Genomic DNA, 20132 nt, shown 5'->3' with positions numbered 1-20132 from the left:
AGATGGAGCCCCATGCCCGACTACGCGTCACTGTCCCCGTGGAAGCGATTCTGGGAACGCGGAGGCTGGTGGAAGGCCGTCATCCTCGCCGCCGTCTACTACGCGCTGTACGAGCTCGGCTCCCTTCTCTTCGTTCCGTTCGCTGGCGGAGTCGATCCGGACAGTGCGACGTTCATCTTCATCGCCTACGTGTTCCCGATCCTGCTCGGTGGCATCATTCTCGTGGTCTTCGGGCTGTCGATCGGCTGGCTCCGTGAACTCTTCGGCCCCCAGCCGATCCGCGGCGGATGGTGGATGTGGATTGCCGTCGCCGTCGTGCTGCTGTTCAACCTGCTGCGCTTCGCGACCATCGACTACGGCGCGGCCGGCTTCGACGTGGTCGCATCGTGGCTGCTCGCCGGTCTCTGCATCGGCTTCGCCGAGGAGGTGCTCACCCGCGGCTACGTCGTCACCCTGATGCGCAAGGCCGGGCACTCCGAGATCGCCGTCGCCCTCGTGTCGGCGGCCGTGTTCGCTGCCCTGCACGCCGGCAACCTGCTGACCGGCCAGGCGCTCCTGCCGACCCTGCTGCAGCTCGGCTACACCTTCGCCTTCGGCATCTGCATGTACCTGGCGCTCCGCGTGACCGGCAACCTGATCTGGCCGATCCTGCTGCACGCCAGCACCGACCCCAGCATCTTCCTGCAGACGGAGTACCCGGCAGCCGGGCCGCTCGCCTCGATCGCCGGCCTCGGCAACATCGCCGTGATCTTCACCGGCCTCGTGCTCGTCTTCTTCATCCGGGGCCGCATCGCCGCCCGCGAGGGCGACCCCGCCCTCGCGCCGCAGCCGGTTCTGCCGAACACGAACGCCGGCGTGTGAGCGCACCCGCCCGGGCCGCCGCCCCGGCGGCGGCCCGGGCGCAGCCCCGAATCCCGCAGCGGTTCTGGATCGGGCTCGTCGCCGTCATCGTCTACGTCGCCCTCGCGGCCGGGGTCAGCAGCCTCCTGGTCGACTGGCTGGCGCCGGAGGGTGAACTCGCGGAGTTCGCACTCAGCCACATCCCCGTTCTCCTCCCGCTGATCATCGCCGGGCTCGTCTTCGCCCGGCGTTCCGGGTGGGCCGAGATCTGGCGCACCCCGGCGGCCTTCGAGACGCGACCGCGTCGCTGGTGGATGCTGGTGATCCCGCTGCTGATGCTCACGCAGTCGATCATCGTTCTCACGCTCACCCCCTGGGGCAACTGGGACATCCTCGGCATCGCGCTCGTCGCGCTGATCACGGCGATGGTCGGGCTGGGTGAGGAACTGTACTTCCGCGGGATCCTCCGCAGCAGCCTCCGCGCCAACCACGGCGAGACGCTCACCCTCCTCGTCACCTCGTTGCTGTTCGGCGCGGCCCACTCCTTCGGCAGCGCCATACACGGCGAACCGGTGGGCACTATCGCCTTCCAGGTGGGCGTCACCATGCTCGACGGCGTGCTGTTCTACGCGGCGTTCCGCGCCACCGGACGGCTCTGGGTCGCCATCGCGCTGCACGCGCTCAGCGACTTCACGCTCTACCTCTCCAGCACCAACCTGGCAGATCAGAACGCGATAGACGTGTCCACGGTTCCGGCGAACATCGCGATCCAGGGCACGCTGTGGGCACTCGTCGTCGTGGTGTTCATCAGCGCCATGCGCCAGGACCTCGCCGCGCGGCGGAGCCGCCGGGTCGTGGAGCAAACCGCCTAGTCGCGCCGGGCCGGGCCGCTACCAGAGCGGCTCGGCCGGGCGGTGCGCGAGGGCGGACGCCGCGGCATCCGCGGGTAGCTCGGCGAGCGTCGCCGGTTGCCACCGGGGGCTGCGGTCCCTGTCGATCAGCAGGGCGCGCACGCCTTCGGCGAAGTCCTGCTGCTCGAGCAGCCAGGACCCCACTCCGTACTCCTGCTCGAGGGCATCGCGCAGGCTCGGCAGCTCCCGCGCCGCCCGCAGCGTCGCCAGCGTCACGCTGAGTGCCGTCGGCGAGAGCTGCTCCAGCTCATCGGCCGCCCTGTGCGCCGCCTGCTCGGGTCGGGCGCGCAGGCGCTCGAGGATCGCTGGAACGGTGTCAGCCGAGTAGCAGGCGTCGATCCACTCACGGCGCGAACGCAGCGACTGGACCGTTTCGCCATCGGCGACCAGCGGCTCCGGCGTCTCGTCGAAGAGCATCGCGATCTCGGCCGGCGAGCCGGGGTCTGCGCGTTCGGCGAGCGCCTGCAGCAGGTGCGGCAGCAGCTCACTGGGCAGGTAGAAGTCGGCGAAGCCGGTGTCGATGGCATCCGCCGCCGCCATGCTCGCCGAGTTCAGTGCCAGGTAGGTGCCGAGCTCCCCCGGCGCCCGGGCAAGCAGCCAGCTTCCGCCGACGTCGGGGGTGAAGCCAATGCGCGTCTCGGGCATCGCCAGGCGGGAGCGCTCGGTGACGATGCGGATCGCGGCGTGCCCGGCCAGGCCGATGCCGCCGCCCATCGTGATGCCGTCCATCAGGGCGACGACGGGCTTGGGGTACTCGGCGATCAGGGCATTCAGCCGGTACTCGGCGCGGAAGAACGCGCGGGCGCCCGCGTGTTTGCCCGCCGCCGTGTTCTCGGCCAGTTCGCGGATGTCGCCACCGGCGCAGAGGCCGCGCTCCCCGGCGCCGTCCAGCACCACGACCGACACCTCGCTGTCGCCCACCCAGCCCTGCAGCACCTCGGTCAGGGTGTCGACCATCCCGGCGTTCAACGCGTTGAGCACCCGTGGGCGGTTGAGGGTGAGCCGGCCGACCCCGTCGGCGACGTTGACCAGCACCTGCGGTTCATCAGTCATCCCCTCACGCTACCGCCGCCACCCCCGCCAAATTCCGTTGAGAGCGGTCAAATGGCCACTTTTCGCCCCTGAAAGCGGCCATTTGACCGCTCTCAACGGACCTTCGACGGGGCGCGGGGCGGATGCCGCAGGAGTAGCATTCCGGCATGGTTCCGTGGCCCAACCTGCTCGCCTTCGCACTCGCCTCGATCGCGCTCATCGCCCTTCCGGGGCCGAGCGTGCTGTTCGTGATCGGCCGCACGCTCACGCTCGGCCGCACCGGCGGGCTGGTCAGCGTGCTCGGCAACTCGCTCGGCGCGCTGCCCGCCCTCGTGCTCGTCTCGCTCGGCGTCGGCACCATCGTGGCGCAGTCGGCGGCGCTGTTCACGGTGATCAAGTTCGCCGGCGCCGCATACCTCGTCTACCTCGGGGTGCAGGCGATCAGGCACCGCAAGGATGCCGCCACAACGGCGTCAGGCACGAATCCGTCTGATGCGTCCTCGGGATTTCCTGGGGAAGGGCTGCCGCCTTTCGCGACGCTGCGCGTCGCGCCCTCCGGCAACACGCCGTCCGAGGCCTCGCAGACCCGCGGCGCGCGGTTCGGTCGCGCGTTCCGGCATCCGACGACCCGCATCCTCGGCGAGGCGTTCCTCGTCGGCCTCACCAACCCGAAGACGATCGTGTTCTTCGTGGCGGTGCTGCCCCAGTTCGTCGACTACGGGGCGGGCATGATCCCGTTGCAGCTGGCCGAGCTCGGCCTCGTCTTCATCGCGCTCGCGCTCATCGGCGACAGCCTCTGGGCGCTCACCGCCGGCGCCGCCCGCGACTGGTTCGCGCGGAGCCCGAAGCGCCTCGAGCGCCTGGCCGGGGCCGGCGGGGCCATGATGATCGGCCTCGGCGGGGTGCTCGCCCTCACCGGCAACAAGAGCTGAAGCATCCGCAGCCCGTCCGCAAGTCCGTTGAGAGCGGTCAAATGGCCACTTGTGGGCACGAAAAGTGACCATTTGACCGCTCTCAACGGAATTTGGTGAGGGGATGCCGGGGCGGCTAGTCCGCGCTGGCGGTGCCGGTGAGGGTGCCGCGAGCCAGCGTGTGGAAGTGCAGGTTGAAGCCGAGCACCGCGGGCGTCGACTGCGGGTCGACGTCGAGCGTGGCGACGTCGACGGCGTGCACGGCGAAGATGTAGCGGTGCGCGCCGGTCGTCGGCGGCGGGCCGGCGCCGATGAAGGAGGTGAGTCGGCGCTCGTTCGGCAGGGTCAACGCCTCGGCCGGGAGCAGCTGACTGCCCGGGGCCCCGGCATTCTCGGCCAGCGATGTGACGGTGGCCGGGATGTTGCAGACGGCCCAGTGCCAGAAGCCGGAGCCGGTCGGGGCATCCGGGTCGAAGCAGGTGACGGCGTAGCTCAGCGTTCCGACCGGGCCGGCGCTCCAGCTCAGCTGCGGCGACGAGTCGCTGCCCCCGCCGCGCGCGCCCCACTGGGCCATGGCCAGCGGTTCGCCGTCGCGCACGTTCTCACTCGTGACGGTGAGCGGCGCGAAGTTCTTGAGCGTCGCCAGTTCGGCATAGGGGTCGTAACTGAACATCGTTGTTCTCCATTCGAGCAGTGCGTCATCCGGATGCCGCCAGCCTACGACCCCGCGCCGAGCGCGACGCGGACTCCACGAGCGTTCAGGACGCAGTCCGTAAACTTGACCCATGGCCACAGCCAAAATTCTTCTCTATTACATGTTCGCTCCCTCGCCGACCCCGAGGCCGTGCGTCTCTGGCAGCGCGACCTCGCCGAGTCCCTCGGCCTGCGCGGCCGCATCCTGCTCAGCGAGCACGGCATCAATGGCACCCTCGGCGGCGACATGGCGGCGCTCAAGCGCTACGTGCGCAAGACCAAGGAGTACGCGCCGTTCAAGGGCATCGACTTCAAGTGGAGCGAGGGCACCGGCCTCGACGAGACGGGCGCGAGCCTGGACTTCCCCCGGCTCAGTGTGAAGGTGCGCGACGAGATCGTTTCCTTCGGCGCCCCCGGCGAGCTCGCGGTCGACGACGACGGCGTGGTCGGCGGCGGCACCAAGCTGGCCCCGCGCGAGCTGAACGCCCTGGTCGCCGAGCACGCGGCATCCGGAACCGAGGTTGTCTTCTTCGACGGCCGCAACGCCTTCGAAGCCGAGATCGGGCGCTTCAAGAACGCGATCGTGCCGGATGTCGCCACCACCCGCGACTTCGTCAGCGAGCTCGACAGCGGCAAATACGACCACCTCAAGGAGTCGCCGATCGTCACCTACTGCACCGGCGGAATCCGCTGTGAGGTGCTTTCCGGCCTGATGAAGAGCCGCGGCTTCGAGAACGTGTACCAGCTCGACGGCGGCATCGTGCGCTACGGCGAGGCGTTCGGCGACTCCGGCCTCTGGGACGGCTCGCTGTACGTCTTCGACCAGCGCGGCTCCGTCGATTTCGGCCAGAACACGGCCGTCATCGGCAGCTGCGTGCGCTGCGGCGCGGCCAGCAAGCGGATGCAGAACTGCACCGACCTCTCGTGCCGCGAGCAGATGGTGGTCTGCGCGGAGTGCGCCGCGGAGTCCGACACGTTCTGCGGAGAGCACACGGCAGCACTGGCCTAAGCGGCGGCGGGCAGCTCGCTCCGTCTGGCGTACGCCCTGGCCGACTGGCTCGAGAGCGCGAGCAGGATCAGGATGTCGAGCGCCAGGCTGAGCAGCGTGGTGCGCAGCGTGATCTCCAGGCCCGACTGCCACCACTCGGCGAACGGCACCAGGATGCTGACCGTGGCGAACAGCATGGCGGCGATGCGCGCCCAGTTCACTCCCCGCCACACCAGCCAGGCCACCACGAGGTAGAACAGCAGCCACACGCCGTAGACCGACATCAAGATGTCGATGACGAAACCGGCCGCCGTGAGATCGTCGGCGGTGACCGTCTTGCCGTCGAACAGGTAGTCGTGCAGGAAGCCGGCCCGGTCGGCGAAGACGATGGCGATGAACAGCCCGCCGGAGAGCACGCGGAGGCACATGAGCACGGCGCCCATGGTGATCGGCGCCGGGCGCTTCACGAGATCCCCCGCACTTCGACGGTGCCGCGGTCAACGGGCGGCTCCTGCTCCTGCTCCCCCGCGGCCGTGTGGCCCGGCGCGACCTGGCGCAGGTCGATCACGGGCAGGTCGCCGTCGGTGTGAATCGAATCACCGCCGCCGTTCCTTGCGTGATAGCCGGTCGAGAAGTCCCGGATGACGACGAAGCGCGCGGCCGACTCGGCGGCGCGCACGGACGCGACGATGTGATCGCGCTCGACATCGGTGTTCTCGTCGATCTTGTGCGTGATCTGCAGGGTGAACAGCGAGAAGCCGACGGCCCGGTCGAACGTGCCGGCGGCCAGCCAGTCAACGCGGTGGCCACCCGGCAGCATCCAGCCTTCCGGGCACTTCCAGAAGCGCACGTGGTGGCGCTTGGACGGGTTGCCCTCGACCTCCTGCTGGTAGGCGAAGTCCTGCTGCCGGCCGAAGAGGAAGAGCGGACTGACCGGCGCCTCGTCGTAGCTGCGCCGGGTGAGTGTGGAGGTGATGATGCGCCAGCTCGAGGCGGCCGTCACCGGGTCGGCCCGCGTCCAGCCGGCGGCATCCATCGTCTGACCGACCTGCTCTGCGGTGCCCAGCAGAGCCAGGTTCACCGGGTCGCCGAGCAGGCCGTCGCTGGTGCGGGCGCGGCCGATGAAGTAGTTCGGCACGTACAGCTGGGTGAGGATGCGGTGCAGCCGCGGCAGCACCAGGTAGGCGAGCAGCAGCCAGAACGCCAGCGCAAACCAGAGCGCTCCCCACCCCCATTCCAGGCTGTCGGAGGCGAGCAGCACGGCCAGCCAGATGGCGGCGAGGCCGGCGAAGACGAAGAAGAAGTTATCGAGCGCCGCGTTCACCGAGAAGCGCTTCGTTCGCTTCTTCGGGCGGGGGTGCGCCGGGGGCGGGGTCGCCGTGGCTGGCATGACGCCATGCTAGCCGCTGCGGTCTCGACCAGAACGTCGGGTCGCGGCGCAGGTTTCCAACGGTCAGGTCCGATTCCTGCGAACACGCGGCAGGCGGCCGTGGCTACTGTGAGAGCCATGATGAACACGGATGCCCCCACAACCGCCGCCCGCGCAGCCGAGCTTCTCCGCCTGCACGAGGCCACCGAGCTGCTGCAGCTCGTCAACGTGTGGGACGTGGTGAGCGCCCGCGCCGTCGCCGCCCTGCCGGAGACCCGGGCCCTGGCGACGGCGAGCCACTCGATCGCCGCGACCTTCGGCTACCCCGACGGTGAGGCGATCCCGCGCGACCTGATGCTCGACATGGTCGGACGCATTGTCGCGAGCACGGATCTGCCCGTGACGGCCGACCTGGAGGCCGGGTACGGCAACGCCGGGGAGACCGCCCGGCGCGCGATCGCGCTCGGCGTCGTCGGCGCGAACATCGAGGACGAGCTGAAGCCGCTCGGCGAGGCCGCCGCCGCCATGGCCGCCGTGGTCGCGGCCGGCGAGGCCGAGGGCGTGCCGTTCGTGCTGAACGCCCGCACCGACGCGTTCCTGCGCGGCGGAGACCGCCCGCTCGACGTGATCGTCGCCGACGCCATCGAGCGCGGCCGCGCCTACCTCGACGCCGGGGCCGCCTGCGTGTTCGTGCCGGGCAACTTTGGCGAGGATGTCGTCAGGCAGCTCGTGCAGGCGTTCGGTGCGCGCCGGCTCAGCCTGATCGGCCTGCCGCTGCTGCCCTCGCCCGCGCGCCTGGCCGAGCTGGGCGTCGCCCGCCTCTCATACGGGCCCTACGTGCAGCGCGTGGCGCTGACCGCGCTGCAAGACGTCGCGGGCTCCCTCTACGCCGGCGGCGCCATCCCGGAGGGCACCCGCCCCCTGAACTGACGCGGGTAGGCTGGATTCTCGTGCTCAGAACCATGCTCAGCGGCAAGATCCACCGCGCCACCGTCACCCACGCCGACCTCGACTATGTCGGCTCGATCACGATCGACCGCGACCTGCTGGAAGCGGCCGGCATCCTGCCCGGCGAGCAGGTCGCCGTCGTCGACGTCACGAACGGGGCCCGCCTCGAGACGTACACGATCGCGGGCGAGCGCGGCAGCGGCGTGGTGGGCATCAACGGTGCGGCGGCCCACCTGGTGCACCCGGGCGACATCGTGATCATCATCGCGTACGGCCTGCTGGCCGGCGACGAGGCGCTGGCGTTCAAGCCGCGCGTCGTGCACGTTGGCGCCGACAACGAGATCATCCACCTGGGCTCGGATGCCGCTGAGTCGGTCGTTGCCGGGCTGCAGCGCCCGCCGCACGCCTGAGGGTTTCGACAGGTCCCACCAACGATGGGGTACAGAATCCCCCGCGCGACGGATGCCTCGGGCGCAGCGGCCTCAATAGGGTGAGTCGTGGCGGGCCTTCCGCCGACGAGCAGAAGAGGATTCCATGCCCATCGGAGTGCCCATCGAGTTCGCTGGGGTGAGCAAGCGCTTCGGCGCGGTTGCCGCCGTCAACGACCTCTCCTTCACCGTGGAGCCGGGTCGGGTCACCGGCTTCCTCGGCCCCAACGGCGCAGGCAAGACAACCAGCCTGCGCATGCTGCTCGGGCTGGTGCGACCCAGCAGCGGAACCGCGACCTTCGGCGGCGTGCCCTACCGCCAGCTGTCGAACCCGCTCACCACGGTCGGCGCCGCCCTGGAGGCCGCCAGCTTCCACCCGGGCCGCACCGCACGCCACCACCTCGGCGTCTACGCCGCCGCGGCCGGGCTCGACAAGGCCCGCGTCGACATCGTGCTCGGCAAGGTCGGGCTCAGCGAGTACGCCGACCGCCGCGTCGGCGGCTACTCGCTCGGCATGCGCCAGCGTCTCGGGCTAGCCGGCACGCTGCTCGGCGACCCGGGCGTGCTCGTGCTGGACGAGCCGATCAACGGCCTCGACCCGGAGGGCATCAAGTGGATCCGCTTGTTCCTGCGGGAGCTCGCGGCAGAGGGCCGCACCGTCTTGGTCAGCTCGCACCTGCTCAGCGAAGTGCAGCAGAGCGTCGACGACGTGGTGATCATCGCGAAGGGCCAGCTCGTGCACCGGGGGCCGCTCTCCAGCCTCGACACCGAGCAGGTCCCGCACGTCATCGTCAACTCGCCCACCCCCGAGGCACTGGCCGCCGCGCTCACGGCCGCCGGCCTCAGCCACGCCCCGGCCCGCGCCGGGCTGCTGGTGGCGGCGGGCGACCCCGCCCAGATCGGCCACATCGCCTTTGCGGCCGGCGTCGAGATCAGCGTTCTGCACCGACAGGAGACCGGATTGGAAGACTCCTTCCTCAGCCTCGTCGCCGGAGGTGGAGAGCGATGACCTTCACCCGCGCACTCTCGGCCGAGTTCCTCAAGCTGTTCAGCACCCGCCTCTGGTGGATCCTGGCGCTCACCCTCTTCCTCTACGTCGGGGCGATGGCCGGCGGCCTCGGCGCGCTGTTCGGCTGGGTGGCGAGCGGCGGCGACGGCTCAGCCGCCGGGGTCAGCCCGCTGCCGCCCGGCACGAACCTGCACGCCGTCATCTACAGCATGGCCTCCTCGATCGGCTACGTGTTCCCGGTGCTGCTGGGCGCCTTCGCCGTCACGGGCGAATTCCGGCACCAGACGCTCACCCCGACGTTCCTGGCCACACCGCGCCGCGGCATCGTCTTGGCGGCGAAGGTCGTCGCAATGCTCGTCGTCGGCGCCCTGTTCGGCGTCATCGCCTGGGCCGCAACGGTGGGCCTCGGCGCCGCCGCGCTCGGCAGCTTCGGACTCGACACGTCGCTCGAGAGCGCCGACACCTGGGCACTGATCGGACGCGGCGTGCTCGCCATGGCGCTCTGGGCCGCGGTCGGCGTCGGCCTCGGCGCGCTCGTGCCGAGCCAGGTCGCCGCGCTGATCATCGTGATCGCGTTCACCCAGTTCGTCGAGCCGGTGCTGCGCCTGGCCGCCTCCTTCAACGACGTCACGGCCAACGTGGCGCGCTTCCTGCCCGGCGCGGCCAGCGACGCGCTCGTCGGCGCGAGCTTCTACGCCATCGCGACGCCGGGCGGCAACGCCGAGGCGCTGATCTGGTGGCAGGGCGGCATGGTGCTGCTAGCCATCGGAGTCGTCACGACCGTCGCCGGGTACTTCACCAGCTGGCGCCGCGACGTCACGTAAACGGCGCTGACGCGGCGTTCGCCTGCCCCCTCATGCCCCCAGCCGACCAGGCTCAGCCTGATTAGGCTGGGGGCATGAGCAGTCTCGCGGGCGGGTTCCGGGCCATCGTCGTTGACCAGCTGGCGGATGCCGCCGGCGCCAGCGCCCCGCCGGCCACGCCCGCGCAGCGCGGCAGCCTGCGCACCATCGACGCGTCCTTCTTCGCCCCGGCGCCCGAGGCACCCGCGACGGCCACTCCCGCCACCGGCGTCACGATCGAGGTCGAGTACTCCGGCATCAACTACAAGGACGGCCTCGCCGTCACCGGCCGCCCCGGCGTCGTGCGCCGCCTGCCCTTGATCGCGGGAATCGACGTCGTCGGAACCGTGCGCGCCTCGGCCGACGCACGTTGGTCGGCGGGCGACACCGTGTTGCTGAACGGCGCGGGCATCGGCGAGAGCGCGCACGGGGGCCTGGCCGAGTTCGCGGTCGTCGCACCCGGATCGCTCGTGCGGCTGCCGGATGCGATCAGCAGCCGCCGGGCCGCAGCGCTCGGCACGGCCGGATTCACGGCCATGCTCTCGGTCATGGCGCTCGAGAAGCAGGGCATCGGGCCCCGCTCGGGCGAGATCCTGGTCACCGGGGCGGCGGGCGGCGTCGGCTCGGTGGCGATCATGCTGCTTGCCCGCGCCGGCTACAGCGTGACGGCGGCCTCCGGTCGGGCAGAGAGCGAAGGCGACTACCTCCGCGAGCTCGGCGCGAACACAGTCATCGACCGTGCAGAACTGGCCGAGCCGGGGCGTCCGCTGCAGAGCACCCGCTGGGCGGGCGCCGTCGACTCCGTGGGCGGCCCGCTGCTCGCCACTGTGCTCGCCCAGATCAGCTACGGCGGATCCGTCACCGCGTGCGGCCTGGCCGCTGGCGCCCAGCTGCCGACCACGGTGCTGCCGTTCATCCTGCGTGGCGTGAACCTGCTCGGCGTCAACTCGGTGGACGCCCCGCTCAGCCTGCGCGAGGCAGCGTGGATGCGGTTGGCCGCCGAGACCCGCTTCGAGCTGCTCGACGCGCTCAGCACCGAGATCGGCCTGGCCGCCGTGCCCGACGCGGCCGACGCGATCCTGGCCGGCACCGTGCGCGGACGCACCATCGTGAACGTCCACGCCTAAGCGGCAGGGCAACCCGCGGCCGCATACATGCGGCGACAGGAATGTTTTCGACCATGCCCCGTCGAGGCGCCGCGCGCCCGCCGCCGGCGGCACGCTGCTCAGGCAGAAACCCCGCGTAACCGCTCTGAGGGGTTACGGGCTCTGGTCGCTCGCGGTTGTCGCGGCAGCCTGCGCAGACCGGGGAACCCGAGGAGCCTTGGCTGCCTTAGGTTCCTTGGGTGCCTTGGCGGCTGCCGGCGCCTTGACGGCCTTGGCCGCTACGGGCACCTTGGCAGCCTTGGCCGCTGCGGGCGCCTTGTCCGCGGCGGGCTCCTTGGCGGGCTTGACAGGCTTGGCCGCTGCAGGGGCCTTCGCCGGCTTGGCCGCGCGCGATGCGCGGGCAGCCCGGGGCTTGGCGGCCATCGCCGTGGCCTCAACGGCGGGTTCCAGGGCTCCGGCGGCGGCGTCGGCGTCGGCCTGCGCCTCAGCGTCGACCTGCGCCGCGGCGTCGTCGGAACTGACGTTCAGGGCGTTGACCAGCTCGGCAGCGTGGTTGGTGCTCACAATGAGGCGTGCATATTCCCCATCGGTAATATCAATGATCACAGCCTGGCGCTTGTTCTTGATGACGAGGAAATCCTTGCCACCGTGGAACTTCCAGGTGCCGACGGCGAGCACCAGCGGAACCAGCGTGCCCGGCGCCCGGATCCCGCGGATCCAGATCCACGGGTCGTCGGTGATCGTCACGGAGCGGATGGCAGAGCGCGGCACAGACAGCTCTGCGCGGCGCAGCGCGAGAGCCTTCTCGGCGGGGGTGAGTTGAATCTCAAGCCGGTCAGGGTGCACGCGCAATGAAGCCATGACCCTAGTCTGCCAAGACCCGCCGACATTCGCCTTGTCTGAAACCTCACAATGCGGTGACGATGCGCTGTGTGCGCCGCGGAGGGCCTACTCCGGTTGCGCCGCGGCGGCGGCCTTGGCGGCCTCTGGCAGCGCATCGAGGATGCGCGTGATGGCCCGATCGTCGTGCGCCGCCGTGACGAACCAGGCCTCGAACACCGAGGGCGGCAGCGAGACGCCGGCGGCGAGCATCGACTGGAAGAACGCCGGGTAGCGGTACGCCTCCTGCGAGAGCACCTGGTCGTAGTTGCGGGCGCCGCCCGCCAGGTGCTCGCCGAACACGAAGCTGAACAGGTTGCCAGCACGCTGCACGTGGTGGGCGACGCCCTCGGCCGAGAGGGCGGCGGAGACGGCCTCCGAGATAAGCAATGCGCTCGCGTCGAGCGTGGCGTACACCGACTCGTCGGCCAGGCGCAGCGTCTCCAGGCCGGCGGCCACAGCGACCGGATTGCCCGAGAGCGTTCCGGCCTGGTAGACGGGGCCGAGCGGGGCGAGGTGGTCCATCACCTCGGCGCGGCCGCCGAGCGCGGCGACGGGGAGCCCGCCGCCGATGACCTTGCCGAAGGTGAACAGGTCTGGCGCGTAGCTCTGGGAGTAGGCGTTCTCCAGGCCCCAGTAGCCGGCGCTGCTGACGCGGAACCCGGTGAGCACCTCGTCCATGATCAACAGCGCGCCGTGGGCGTGCACGATGTCTGCGAGGGCAGCGTTGAAGCCGGGATCCGGCGCGACGACGCCCATGTTCGCGGCGGCTGCTTCGGTGATCACGGCCGCGATGTTGTCGCCGTGCTCGGCGAAGGCTGCGCGCACCGCGTCGAGGTCGTTGTAGGGCAGCACGAGCGTCTGCCCGGCTGTCGCTGCCGTCACGCCGGCGGAGCCGGGCAGCGCGAGCGTGGCGAGGCCGGAGCCGGCGGCGGCCAGCAGGCCGTCGGAATGGCCATGGTAGTGGCCGGCGAACTTCACCAGCAGCTCCCGCCCGGTGAAACCGCGGGCGAGGCGGATGGCCGTCATGGTGGCCTCCGTGCCGGTCGAGACCAGGCGCACCTTCTCGACGGGCGCGACGCGCTCGGCGATCAGCTCGGCCAGCTCGGTCTCTGCCGGGGTACTGGCGCCGAAGGAGAGGCCGCGGGCGGCGGCGTCCTGCACCACCTTGACCACGCGGGGGTGGGCGTGGCCGAGGATGGCCGGGCCCCAGCTTGCGACGAGGTCGACATACTCGCGGCCGGCCGAGTCGGTGACGTAGGCGCCGGAGGCCTTGACCAGGAACAGCGGGGTGCCACCAACCGAGCGGAACGCCCGCACCGGCGAGTTCACGCCGCCGGGGATGGCGGCCTGGGCGCGCTCGAACAGGTTTTCGTTGCTGGTCATGCGAAATCTCCATCGTTCAGCCAGCCGGCAAGCTCGGTGGCCCAGTAGCTGAGCACGACATCGGCGCCGGCTCGGTGAATGCCGAGCACCGATTCGTGCACGGCGCGCTTGCGGTCGATCCAGCCGTGCATTGCGGCGGCCTCGATCATGGAATACTCGCCGGACACCTGATATGCCCAAACAGGAATATCACTGGCGGCGGCGACGTCGGCGAGCACGTCGAGGTAGCTGCCCGCCGGCTTCACCATGACGACGTCCGCGCCCTCCTCGATGTCGATCATGGCCTCGCGCAGGCCCTCGCGGCGGTTGCCCGGGTCGAGCTGGTAGCTGCGGCGGTCGCCGTCCAGCGTCGACTCGACGGCGTCACGGAAGGGCCCGTAGAACGCCGAGGCGTACTTGGCCGAGTAGGCGAGGACGGCGGTGTCGATGAATCCGGCGCTGTCGAGCGTCTCGCGCACGGCGGCCACTTGGCCGTCCATCATGCCGGAGAGCCCGAGCAGTGCCGAGCCTGATGCAGCCTGCACCAGGGCCATCTCGCGGTAGCGCTCGAGCGTCGCGTCGTTGTCGACCCGGCCGAGCGCGTCCAGCACGCCACAGTGGCCATGGTCGGTGAACTCGTCGAGGCACAGGTCGGTCTGCACGACGAGGGCGTCGCCGACCTCGGCCGCGACCACCCGGGTGGCGCGGTTGAGGATGCCCTCCGGGTCGGTGGCGCCGCTGCCGGTCGCGTCGCGCCGGCTGGGCACGCCGAACAGCATGACCCCGCCGATGCCGGCCGCCGCGGCATCCTGCACTGCGCCCTTCACGCTGTCGAGCGAGTGCTGCACGACGCCCGGCATCGAGGCGATGGGCATCGGGCCGCCCTCCTCACGAACGAAGAGCGGGAGCACCAACTGGGCCGGGTGGATGCGCGTCTCTGCGGCGAGGCGGCGGATCCCGGAAGTGGTGCGGAGACGGCGGGGGCGAATACGAGGGGTTGCGGTCACCCGAACAGACTACGTGCATCAACTGCGCTGAAGATGAGAAGCATGGTCGCCAGGAAGCCGACCGCGTAGTTGACCCAGAGGAAGTGCCGCCAGCCGCCGGTGGCGGAGGCCGAGTCTTCGTCGCTGACGGAGCGGTACGGCCAGGCCAGCACCAGGTAGGGAACGACGAGCAGGGCGGCCAATGCGCCGGGCCAGCCGTAGCCGAGCGGCACCAGCAGGAGCAGCACCAGGCCGGCCAGCGCCCAGCAGGCCAGGGCCAGTCGCACGGTGGCGGCCGCGCCGAGCGCCGTCGCGATCGAGCCGATTCCGGCCTCCCTGTCTGGCCGTACGTCCTGCACGGCCCCGAACGCGTGGCTGGCCACACCCCAGAGGAAGAAGGCGAGCAGCACGATGATCGCCACCGGGCCGAATGGGGCCCCGGCCAGCACGATGCCGTAGACGGCGGGCGAGACGAAGTGGGTGCTGGAGGTGAGCGAGTCGAGCACCGGGATCTCTTTGAAGCGCAGCCCGGGCACCGAGTAGGCGGCGACCGCGAACAGGCTGACCGCCAGAACCAGCCAGGAGGCCGGCGGGCCGAGCACCACCAGCGCGACGACGAATGGGAGGCAGAGCGCCACCGCGGTCACGAGCGTCGCCCGGTGCAGGCGCGGGGCGAGAAGGGCGCCGTGGACGCCCCCCTTGCGCGGGTTGGCGACGTCGGAGGCGTAATCGAAGACGTCGTTCACCCCGTACATCGCCAGGTTGTACGGCACCAGGAAGAACACCGTTCCGATGATGAGGGCAGCGTCGACCCGGCCGGTGCTGAGCAGATAGGCGGCGGCGAACGGGAACGCCGTGTTGATCCAGCTGAGCGGCCGCGAGGCGAGCAGCAGCTGGCGGGGCAGGCTCTGCCGAGGCGGCGGCTCATGTGGTGCGCCCTGCCGGGTGCTGCTCTCAGCCGACATCCGTCGCCCCCTTCTGTGCGACCGCGCGCGGCCCGAGCAGCCACCAGAGCGATGGCAGCAGGATGACGGCCGCCAGCGGGTAGGCGAAGTCCTCGATCGGGGCGAGGCCGATGAACCAGCCGATCAGGTGCTCGCCGCTGTACTCCATCAGGCCGCCGGCGATCATCAGGCTGTCGAACAGGGCCGTGAGCAGGAATAGCACGGCGGCCGTTGCCGCCGCGGCCGCGAGCGCGACACCGAGCCGGGCGGGCCGGCGCAGCAACAGCGCGGATGCAGCGACCACCAGCACCACGGCGAGCATCACCAGGTTCAGCACCGTGTACGTCATGTCGGCCTCCGTGCACTGAAGACGCGTTGCGCGCCCTGGAACAGCACCATGGTCAGGTAGCAGAGGAACACCAGGAAGACGAGCTCCTCGACCGGGAACTCCGGCCCGAGCAGGAGCCCGGTTGAGATCCGGTTCTGCCCGCGCAGGAAGATGCCGAGCGAGATGCCGGCGATGTCCCAGAGCACGAAGAACACGGTGCCGAGTCCCAGCACCAGGGCCGCGCGGCGCGGATCGTTCCAGAAGAGCAGCCTGAAACGCCAGTCCAGCAGCACCATGCAGCCGAGCGATGCGAGCAGAAACAGCAGGTAGAGCGCGCTCATCGCGGCGCCGACGATGTGGCAGCGGTGCGGGCGGCCAGCGGCGCGTGCAGCGGTGCACCGCTGCGGTCGCCGCGCAGCTTCTTGATCACGAGTTCCGCGCTGATCAGGCACATCGGCAGGCCGATGCCCGGGATCGTGCTGCCGCCGGCGTAGTACAGGCCGTCGACGAGGCTGGACGCGTTCTTGCCGCGGAAGAAGGCACTCTGGCGCAGGGTGTGTGCCGGGCCGAGCGCGCCGCCACGCCACGAGTTCAGGTCGTCGGCGAAGTCGGCCGGCCCGACGGTGCGGCGCAGCACGACGCGCAACGCCAGGTCGGGGATGCCCGCCCACTGCGCGATCTGCTGGATTGCGGCATCCGCGGCCCCTTCCACGCGCGCGGAGCCGCGGCGGCCGAGGCCGCCGGAGCCGATCTCGGGATCGGCCGGCACGGGCACCAGCACGAACAGGTTCTCGTGGTCCGGCGGCGCCGCGCTCGGGTCGCTGGCGCTCGGCCGGCAGACGTAGATGGACGCCGGGTCGGGGATGAAGCTGGGCGAGCCGTAGATTGCCGAGAAGTTGTCTTCCCAGTTGTCGATGAAGAACAGGTTGTGGTGGCTGAGCTCCGGCAGCGAGCCGCGCACGCCGAGCATCACGAGCACGGCGCCAGGGCCGGGATTGCGCTCCGTCCACCACTCCTCGGGGTAGCTCTGCAGCTCCGCCGGCAGCAGGGAGGTCTCGGTGAAGTGCAGGTCGGCGGCCGAAACCACGATGTCGCTCTGCAGCGCGTGTTCCGCCCCTTGCGCGTCGAGGTAGCGCACGCCGGTGGCTGTCGCGCGGGCACGTCGGCGCCGGCTGCGCTTGGGCCGCGCGCCAGTGGCCCCGGCCGCGCCGGCATCCGCGCCGTCATCCGTGCCGGAGTCCGTGGTGATCGCCGTGACCCGCGCGTCGGTGAGGATACGCACCCCGCCCGCCTCGGCCAGCGCCGCGATGCTGTCGATGATCGTGCTGAACCCGCCCTGCGGGTAGTAGACGCCGTCGCCGAAGTCGAGGTGGCTCATCAGGTGGTACAGGCTGGGCACGTCGAATGGCGAGGAGCCGAGGAACACGGCCGGGTAGCCGAGCACCTGCTGCAGCTGCGGATCGCGCACGTGCTTCTGGATCAGGCCGTTCAGCGAGCGCGCGCCGAGCCCGGCGATCGCCGGTGCGCGGCGCAGCACGTCGGGGCCGATCAGGCTGCGCGGGTCGTCGAAGGTGTTGTAAAGGAACCGGCCGAGCGCGAGCTCGTAGGCGTCGGAGGCCGAGGCGACGTAGCGGCGCAGCCGGGCGCCCGCGCCGGGCTCGATCGATTCGAACAGCGCGACGTTGGCCTCGAAGTCGGCCACGATATCGAGCGGTGCCGCACCGTTCTCGGTGAAGACGCGGTAGCCGGGGTCCAGCCGCTCCAGCTCGAGCTGTTCTGAGGCCGAGGTGCCGAGGAGGGCAAAGAAGTGCTCGAAGACCTCCGGCATCAGGTACCAGGACGGCCCGGTGTCGAAGCGGTAGCCGTCGGCCTCCCACAGGCCGGCCCGGCCGCCCAGCTCGCGCCGGGCCTCGAGCAGCGTGACCGTGTACCCCTCGGCGGCCAGCAGGGCTGCCGTCGCCAGTCCGGCGATCCCCCCGCCGATCACGCTGGCGGTGCGCCCGGCGCTCATCGGGGCCTCAGCATGACGCCGGCGAGGATGCGCAGCTTGTGCGGCGCGGGCACCCGTACCCGTTGCCCGGCGAGCGCGGCCGCTGGGGTGGCGTCGACGCGGTCGGTGAGCTCGGCGAAGAAGGCGGATGCCGCGCGGATCGCGCGTCGGCAGCCGACGGGCAGCCGCGGGATCACGGCGTCGGCCGCGGCCAGGTCTGCCCGGATGTCGGCGACGATCGCCGCCTTCTGCTCCTCGGTGATGGCCAGCGGGTCGACCCCGGGGAAGTAGCGCCGGCCGAGCGCGGTGAAGTCGGCCGAGATGTCGCGCAGGAAGTTGATCTTCTGGAAGGCGGCGCCGAGCCGGCGGGCGCCGTGTTCGAGGCGCCGGCGCTCGTTGTCGTTGGCGTACTCCCCGGTCAGGAACACCCGCAGGCACATCAGCCCGACCACCTCGGCCGAGCCGTAGATGTAGTCGTCCAGCTCCACCGCGTTGAACGGCGCCGGGTCCAGGTCGCGCCGCATCGACGCGAAGAACGGGGTCAACAGGTCGACCGTGATGCCGGACCGCCTCGCGGTCTGCGCGAAGGCGTGCACGACGAGGTCGCTGCTGTAGCCGCGCTTCAGGGCCCGCGCGGTCTCCGCCTCCATCGCGTCGAGGCATTCCCGCTGCTGGTCGACGCTGAGCCCGGCGGCGGCTGCCGCTCCGTCGACGATCTCGTCGGCGACCCGCACGAGGGCATAGACGTTCTCGACCTCGGGTCGGATGCGGGCAGAGAGCAGGCGGCTGGCCAGCCCGAAGGAGGTCGAGTACTCCCGGATCACGATGGCCGCACCGCGGTGCGCGGCCCGCTCATAGAGCGCCAGCTCACGCGAGCCGGCCAGCGCCGGGGTGCTCCCCCGCTCCAGTGGCCGGGTCATGAGGCACGCTCCGCTGCCCGGCGGCCCAGCTGGGCCAGCTCCAGCCGGAGCCCGGCAGGCACGAGCGGCTGCTCGAGCAGGGCGAGGCTCTGCTCCACCGTGTCGGAGATCAGCCGCTCCACGTAGTCGAGGGCACCGCAGTCGACCAGGAGCCCGCGAATGCGGTCCATGTCGACCGCGCCGTGCTCGTCGAGCAGCGTCCGCAGCATCGGCCAGCTGGCTGTCGTGCGCGCGAAGGCCATCATCGCGGTCATCTTGCCCTCCCTGGCATCGCCGACCGTGCTCTTGCCGGTCAGCCCCTCGTCGCCGAATACCCCGAGCACGTCGTCACGCAGCTGAAAAGCGGTTCCGACGAGGCCGCCGAAGCGTTCCAGCAGCGCGCCCAATTCTGCGGGCGCGCCGGCCAGCACCGCTCCGGCCCGCAGCGGCGCTGCAAAGGAGTACGGCGCCGTCTTCCACTGCGTCATGGCCAGAACGGTGCCGAGCTCCGGCGCGGCCGCACCGGAACTCAGTGCGACGTCGGCCAGCTCCCCCGCCGCCGAGGCGAAGACCGCGGCGTCGAGCAGGTCGAGCAGCTCCAGCCGCACCGGCTCCGGCACGGTGAGCCGCGCCACCAGCGACTGGGCGTCGTGGATCAGCAGGTCGCCGGCCAGAATGGCGGATGCCTGGGCCCAGCGTTCCGCGTCAGCCGCGGCCATGCCGGCGGCGACGCCCTCGTCGAGCCGCTCGCCGACCACGTTGCGCTCACCGCGGCGCACCAGGTCGTTGTCGATCACGTCGTCGTGCAGCAGGAATGCCGTGTGCAGCAGTTCGAACGCGGCGGCCAGCTCGACCGCTGCCGCACGGTGCGCGCCGCCGGCAGCGCTGAGCTGCTCGTAGGAACAGAGAACGAGTGCCGGGCGGAGCAGCTTGCCCCCGCGCGCGGAGCGCGTCATCGCCGACCACAGCCGGGTGTAGTCCTCGCCGAAGGCCTCGGCCGCGCCCAGGCGCTTACGCCAGTGGCCGTCCAGCACCTCCTCGATACGGCTGGCATCCTGCTCGGTGACGAAACGGCTCAAGACGATAGTCATGACTGCACCCCGGTGCCGAGCTCGCGGGCCTGCAACACCAGCCACGGGCTGAACGCCCAGGGCGTTGCGGCGAGGGCCGCGGCCAGTGCGGTCGGCGTGACCCAGGCCAGCTCCATCACCTCGGCCGGGTTCGGCACCGGCCGATCGTCGATCACGGCGGTGTAGACGGGGCAAAGCTCGTTCTCGACGATGCCGGACGGGTCGACGGCCCTGTAGCGGAAGTCGGGCAGCTCGAGTGTCAGCTGGTGCAGGGCGGGGTCCAGCCGCAGCCCCAGCTCTGCCTGGGCGTGGCGCACGACGGCATCCACCATGCTCTCCCCCGGTGCGGGGTGCCCGCAGAAGGAGTTGGTCCAGACGCCGGGCCAGCTGCGCTTGCCGAGGGCCCGACGGGTCAGGAGCAGCTCGCCGGCCGCGTTCGAGACGTGGCAGGAGAACGCCAGATGGAGGGGGGTTTCGGTGGTGTGCAGACGCTCCTTGTCTGCGCTGCCAGAGGCGTTACCGCGCTCATCGAGCAGAACCACCAGCTCTCTGGATGTATCCACAACAGAAGCCTCACTCAGAACAGGCACTGAG

Annotated in this window: 22 protein-coding genes and 1 pseudogene; 9 read left to right on the top strand and 14 right to left on the bottom strand. The window is 70.8% G+C overall.

Annotated elements, in window-relative coordinates; translation table 11 throughout:
* Positions 1–12 precede the first annotated feature (12 nt).
* Positions 13–861: a CPBP family intramembrane glutamic endopeptidase gene (locus AWU67_RS15010; RefSeq protein WP_067230858.1), complete on the top strand. Its 849-nt coding sequence runs from the start codon at positions 13–15 to the stop codon at positions 859–861.
* Positions 858–1712, top strand: a complete 855-nt coding sequence (locus AWU67_RS15005) for a CPBP family intramembrane glutamic endopeptidase (RefSeq protein ID WP_067230854.1) — start codon at positions 858–860, stop codon at positions 1710–1712. The genes AWU67_RS15010 and AWU67_RS15005 overlap by 4 nt, the downstream gene beginning before the upstream one ends.
* A gap of 18 nt (positions 1713–1730) precedes the next feature.
* On the opposite strand, the gene AWU67_RS15000 is transcribed toward AWU67_RS15005, so the two are convergent.
* Positions 1731–2804: an enoyl-CoA hydratase/isomerase family protein gene (locus tag AWU67_RS15000; protein WP_067230851.1), complete on the bottom strand. Its 1074-nt coding sequence runs from the start codon at positions 2802–2804 to the stop codon at positions 1731–1733.
* 146 nt (positions 2805–2950) lie between these two features.
* Between AWU67_RS15000 and AWU67_RS14995 the strand changes: the two genes are divergently transcribed.
* Complete coding sequence (locus AWU67_RS14995) at positions 2951–3715, top strand: LysE family translocator (RefSeq protein WP_067230848.1); 765 nt, start codon at positions 2951–2953, stop codon at positions 3713–3715.
* Positions 3716–3830: 115 nt separating this feature from the next.
* On the opposite strand, the gene AWU67_RS14990 is transcribed toward AWU67_RS14995, so the two are convergent.
* A complete protein-coding gene (locus tag AWU67_RS14990; RefSeq protein WP_067230845.1) occupies positions 3831–4367 on the bottom strand; it encodes a YbhB/YbcL family Raf kinase inhibitor-like protein in 537 nt (178 codons plus the stop codon).
* Positions 4368–4479: 112 nt separating this feature from the next.
* Here AWU67_RS14990 and AWU67_RS14985 point away from each other — a divergent pair.
* A pseudogene (locus AWU67_RS14985) lies at positions 4480–5396 on the top strand (rhodanese-related sulfurtransferase).
* Here the strand turns inward: AWU67_RS14985 and AWU67_RS17050 are convergent.
* On the bottom strand, positions 5393–5842 hold the full coding sequence (locus AWU67_RS17050) for a hypothetical protein (RefSeq protein WP_082717047.1): 450 nt from the start codon (positions 5840–5842) through the stop codon (positions 5393–5395). The pseudogene AWU67_RS14985 and the gene AWU67_RS17050 overlap by 4 nt on opposite strands.
* Positions 5839–6765, bottom strand: a complete 927-nt coding sequence (locus tag AWU67_RS14980) for an LssY C-terminal domain-containing protein (RefSeq protein WP_082717046.1) — start codon at positions 6763–6765, stop codon at positions 5839–5841. The genes AWU67_RS17050 and AWU67_RS14980 overlap by 4 nt, the downstream gene beginning before the upstream one ends.
* 120 nt (positions 6766–6885) lie before the next feature.
* Between AWU67_RS14980 and AWU67_RS14975 the strand changes: the two genes are divergently transcribed.
* The 5 genes from AWU67_RS14975 (at position 6886) to AWU67_RS14955 (ending at position 11098) form a co-directional block, all read left to right on the top strand.
* Positions 6886–7674, top strand: coding sequence for an isocitrate lyase/PEP mutase family protein (locus tag AWU67_RS14975; RefSeq protein ID WP_067232889.1), 789 nt, complete (start codon positions 6886–6888; stop codon positions 7672–7674).
* Between the two features lie 20 nt (positions 7675–7694).
* The gene (gene panD, locus AWU67_RS14970; RefSeq protein ID WP_082717045.1) at positions 7695–8102 is read left to right on the top strand and encodes an aspartate 1-decarboxylase; all 408 of its coding nucleotides are present in this window, start codon (positions 7695–7697) and stop codon (positions 8100–8102) included.
* 124 nt (positions 8103–8226) lie between these two features.
* Positions 8227–9129, top strand: a complete 903-nt coding sequence (locus AWU67_RS14965; protein WP_067230838.1) for an ABC transporter ATP-binding protein — start codon at positions 8227–8229, stop codon at positions 9127–9129.
* Positions 9126–9953 carry an ABC transporter permease gene (locus tag AWU67_RS14960; RefSeq protein ID WP_067230834.1) on the top strand — a complete coding sequence of 276 codons (828 nt, stop codon included), beginning with the start codon at positions 9126–9128 and terminating at the stop codon, positions 9951–9953. The genes AWU67_RS14965 and AWU67_RS14960 overlap by 4 nt, the downstream gene beginning before the upstream one ends.
* Positions 9954–10027: 74 nt before the next feature.
* Positions 10028–11098, top strand: a complete 1071-nt coding sequence (locus AWU67_RS14955; RefSeq protein ID WP_067230830.1) for an MDR family oxidoreductase — start codon at positions 10028–10030, stop codon at positions 11096–11098.
* 132 nt (positions 11099–11230) lie between these two features.
* Here the strand turns inward: AWU67_RS14955 and AWU67_RS17780 are convergent, their stop codons facing one another.
* From AWU67_RS17780 to idi, 10 genes are all read right to left on the bottom strand, one after another.
* Entirely contained in the window at positions 11231–11938 is a 708-nt protein-coding gene (locus AWU67_RS17780; protein WP_234407279.1) for a hypothetical protein, read from the bottom strand.
* Between the two features lie 87 nt (positions 11939–12025).
* On the bottom strand, positions 12026–13342 hold the full coding sequence (hemL, locus tag AWU67_RS14945) for a glutamate-1-semialdehyde 2,1-aminomutase (protein WP_067230828.1): 1317 nt from the start codon (positions 13340–13342) through the stop codon (positions 12026–12028).
* Positions 13339–14328, bottom strand: a complete 990-nt coding sequence (gene hemB / locus AWU67_RS14940; RefSeq protein WP_082717044.1) for a porphobilinogen synthase — start codon at positions 14326–14328, stop codon at positions 13339–13341. Before hemB ends, hemL begins: the two co-directional genes overlap by 4 nt.
* Positions 14325–15272, bottom strand: a complete 948-nt coding sequence (locus tag AWU67_RS14935; RefSeq protein ID WP_082717043.1) for a prenyltransferase — start codon at positions 15270–15272, stop codon at positions 14325–14327. Before AWU67_RS14935 ends, hemB begins: the two co-directional genes overlap by 4 nt.
* Complete coding sequence (locus tag AWU67_RS14930) at positions 15262–15600, bottom strand: lycopene cyclase domain-containing protein (RefSeq protein ID WP_067230824.1); 339 nt, start codon at positions 15598–15600, stop codon at positions 15262–15264. Before AWU67_RS14930 ends, AWU67_RS14935 begins: the two co-directional genes overlap by 11 nt.
* On the bottom strand, positions 15597–15920 hold the full coding sequence (locus tag AWU67_RS14925) for a lycopene cyclase domain-containing protein (RefSeq protein ID WP_067230821.1): 324 nt from the start codon (positions 15918–15920) through the stop codon (positions 15597–15599). Before AWU67_RS14925 ends, AWU67_RS14930 begins: the two co-directional genes overlap by 4 nt.
* Positions 15917–17590: a phytoene desaturase family protein gene (crtI, locus tag AWU67_RS14920; RefSeq protein WP_067230819.1), complete on the bottom strand. Its 1674-nt coding sequence runs from the start codon at positions 17588–17590 to the stop codon at positions 15917–15919. The genes AWU67_RS14925 and crtI overlap by 4 nt, the downstream gene beginning before the upstream one ends.
* Positions 17587–18489, bottom strand: coding sequence for a phytoene/squalene synthase family protein (locus AWU67_RS14915; RefSeq protein ID WP_067230816.1), 903 nt, complete (start codon positions 18487–18489; stop codon positions 17587–17589). Before AWU67_RS14915 ends, crtI begins: the two co-directional genes overlap by 4 nt.
* Positions 18486–19559, bottom strand: a complete 1074-nt coding sequence (locus AWU67_RS14910; RefSeq protein WP_067230815.1) for a polyprenyl synthetase family protein — start codon at positions 19557–19559, stop codon at positions 18486–18488. The genes AWU67_RS14915 and AWU67_RS14910 overlap by 4 nt, the downstream gene beginning before the upstream one ends.
* Positions 19556–20101: an isopentenyl-diphosphate Delta-isomerase gene (gene idi, locus AWU67_RS14905; RefSeq protein WP_067230812.1), complete on the bottom strand. Its 546-nt coding sequence runs from the start codon at positions 20099–20101 to the stop codon at positions 19556–19558. The genes AWU67_RS14910 and idi overlap by 4 nt, the downstream gene beginning before the upstream one ends.
* Positions 20102–20132: the final 31 nt, after the last annotated feature.

The sequence above is a fragment of the Microterricola viridarii genome (assembly GCF_001542775.1).
Classification (GTDB): Bacteria; Actinomycetota; Actinomycetes; order Actinomycetales; family Microbacteriaceae; genus Microterricola; species Microterricola viridarii_A.
This window is presented reverse-complemented; position numbering and strand designations above follow the sequence as displayed.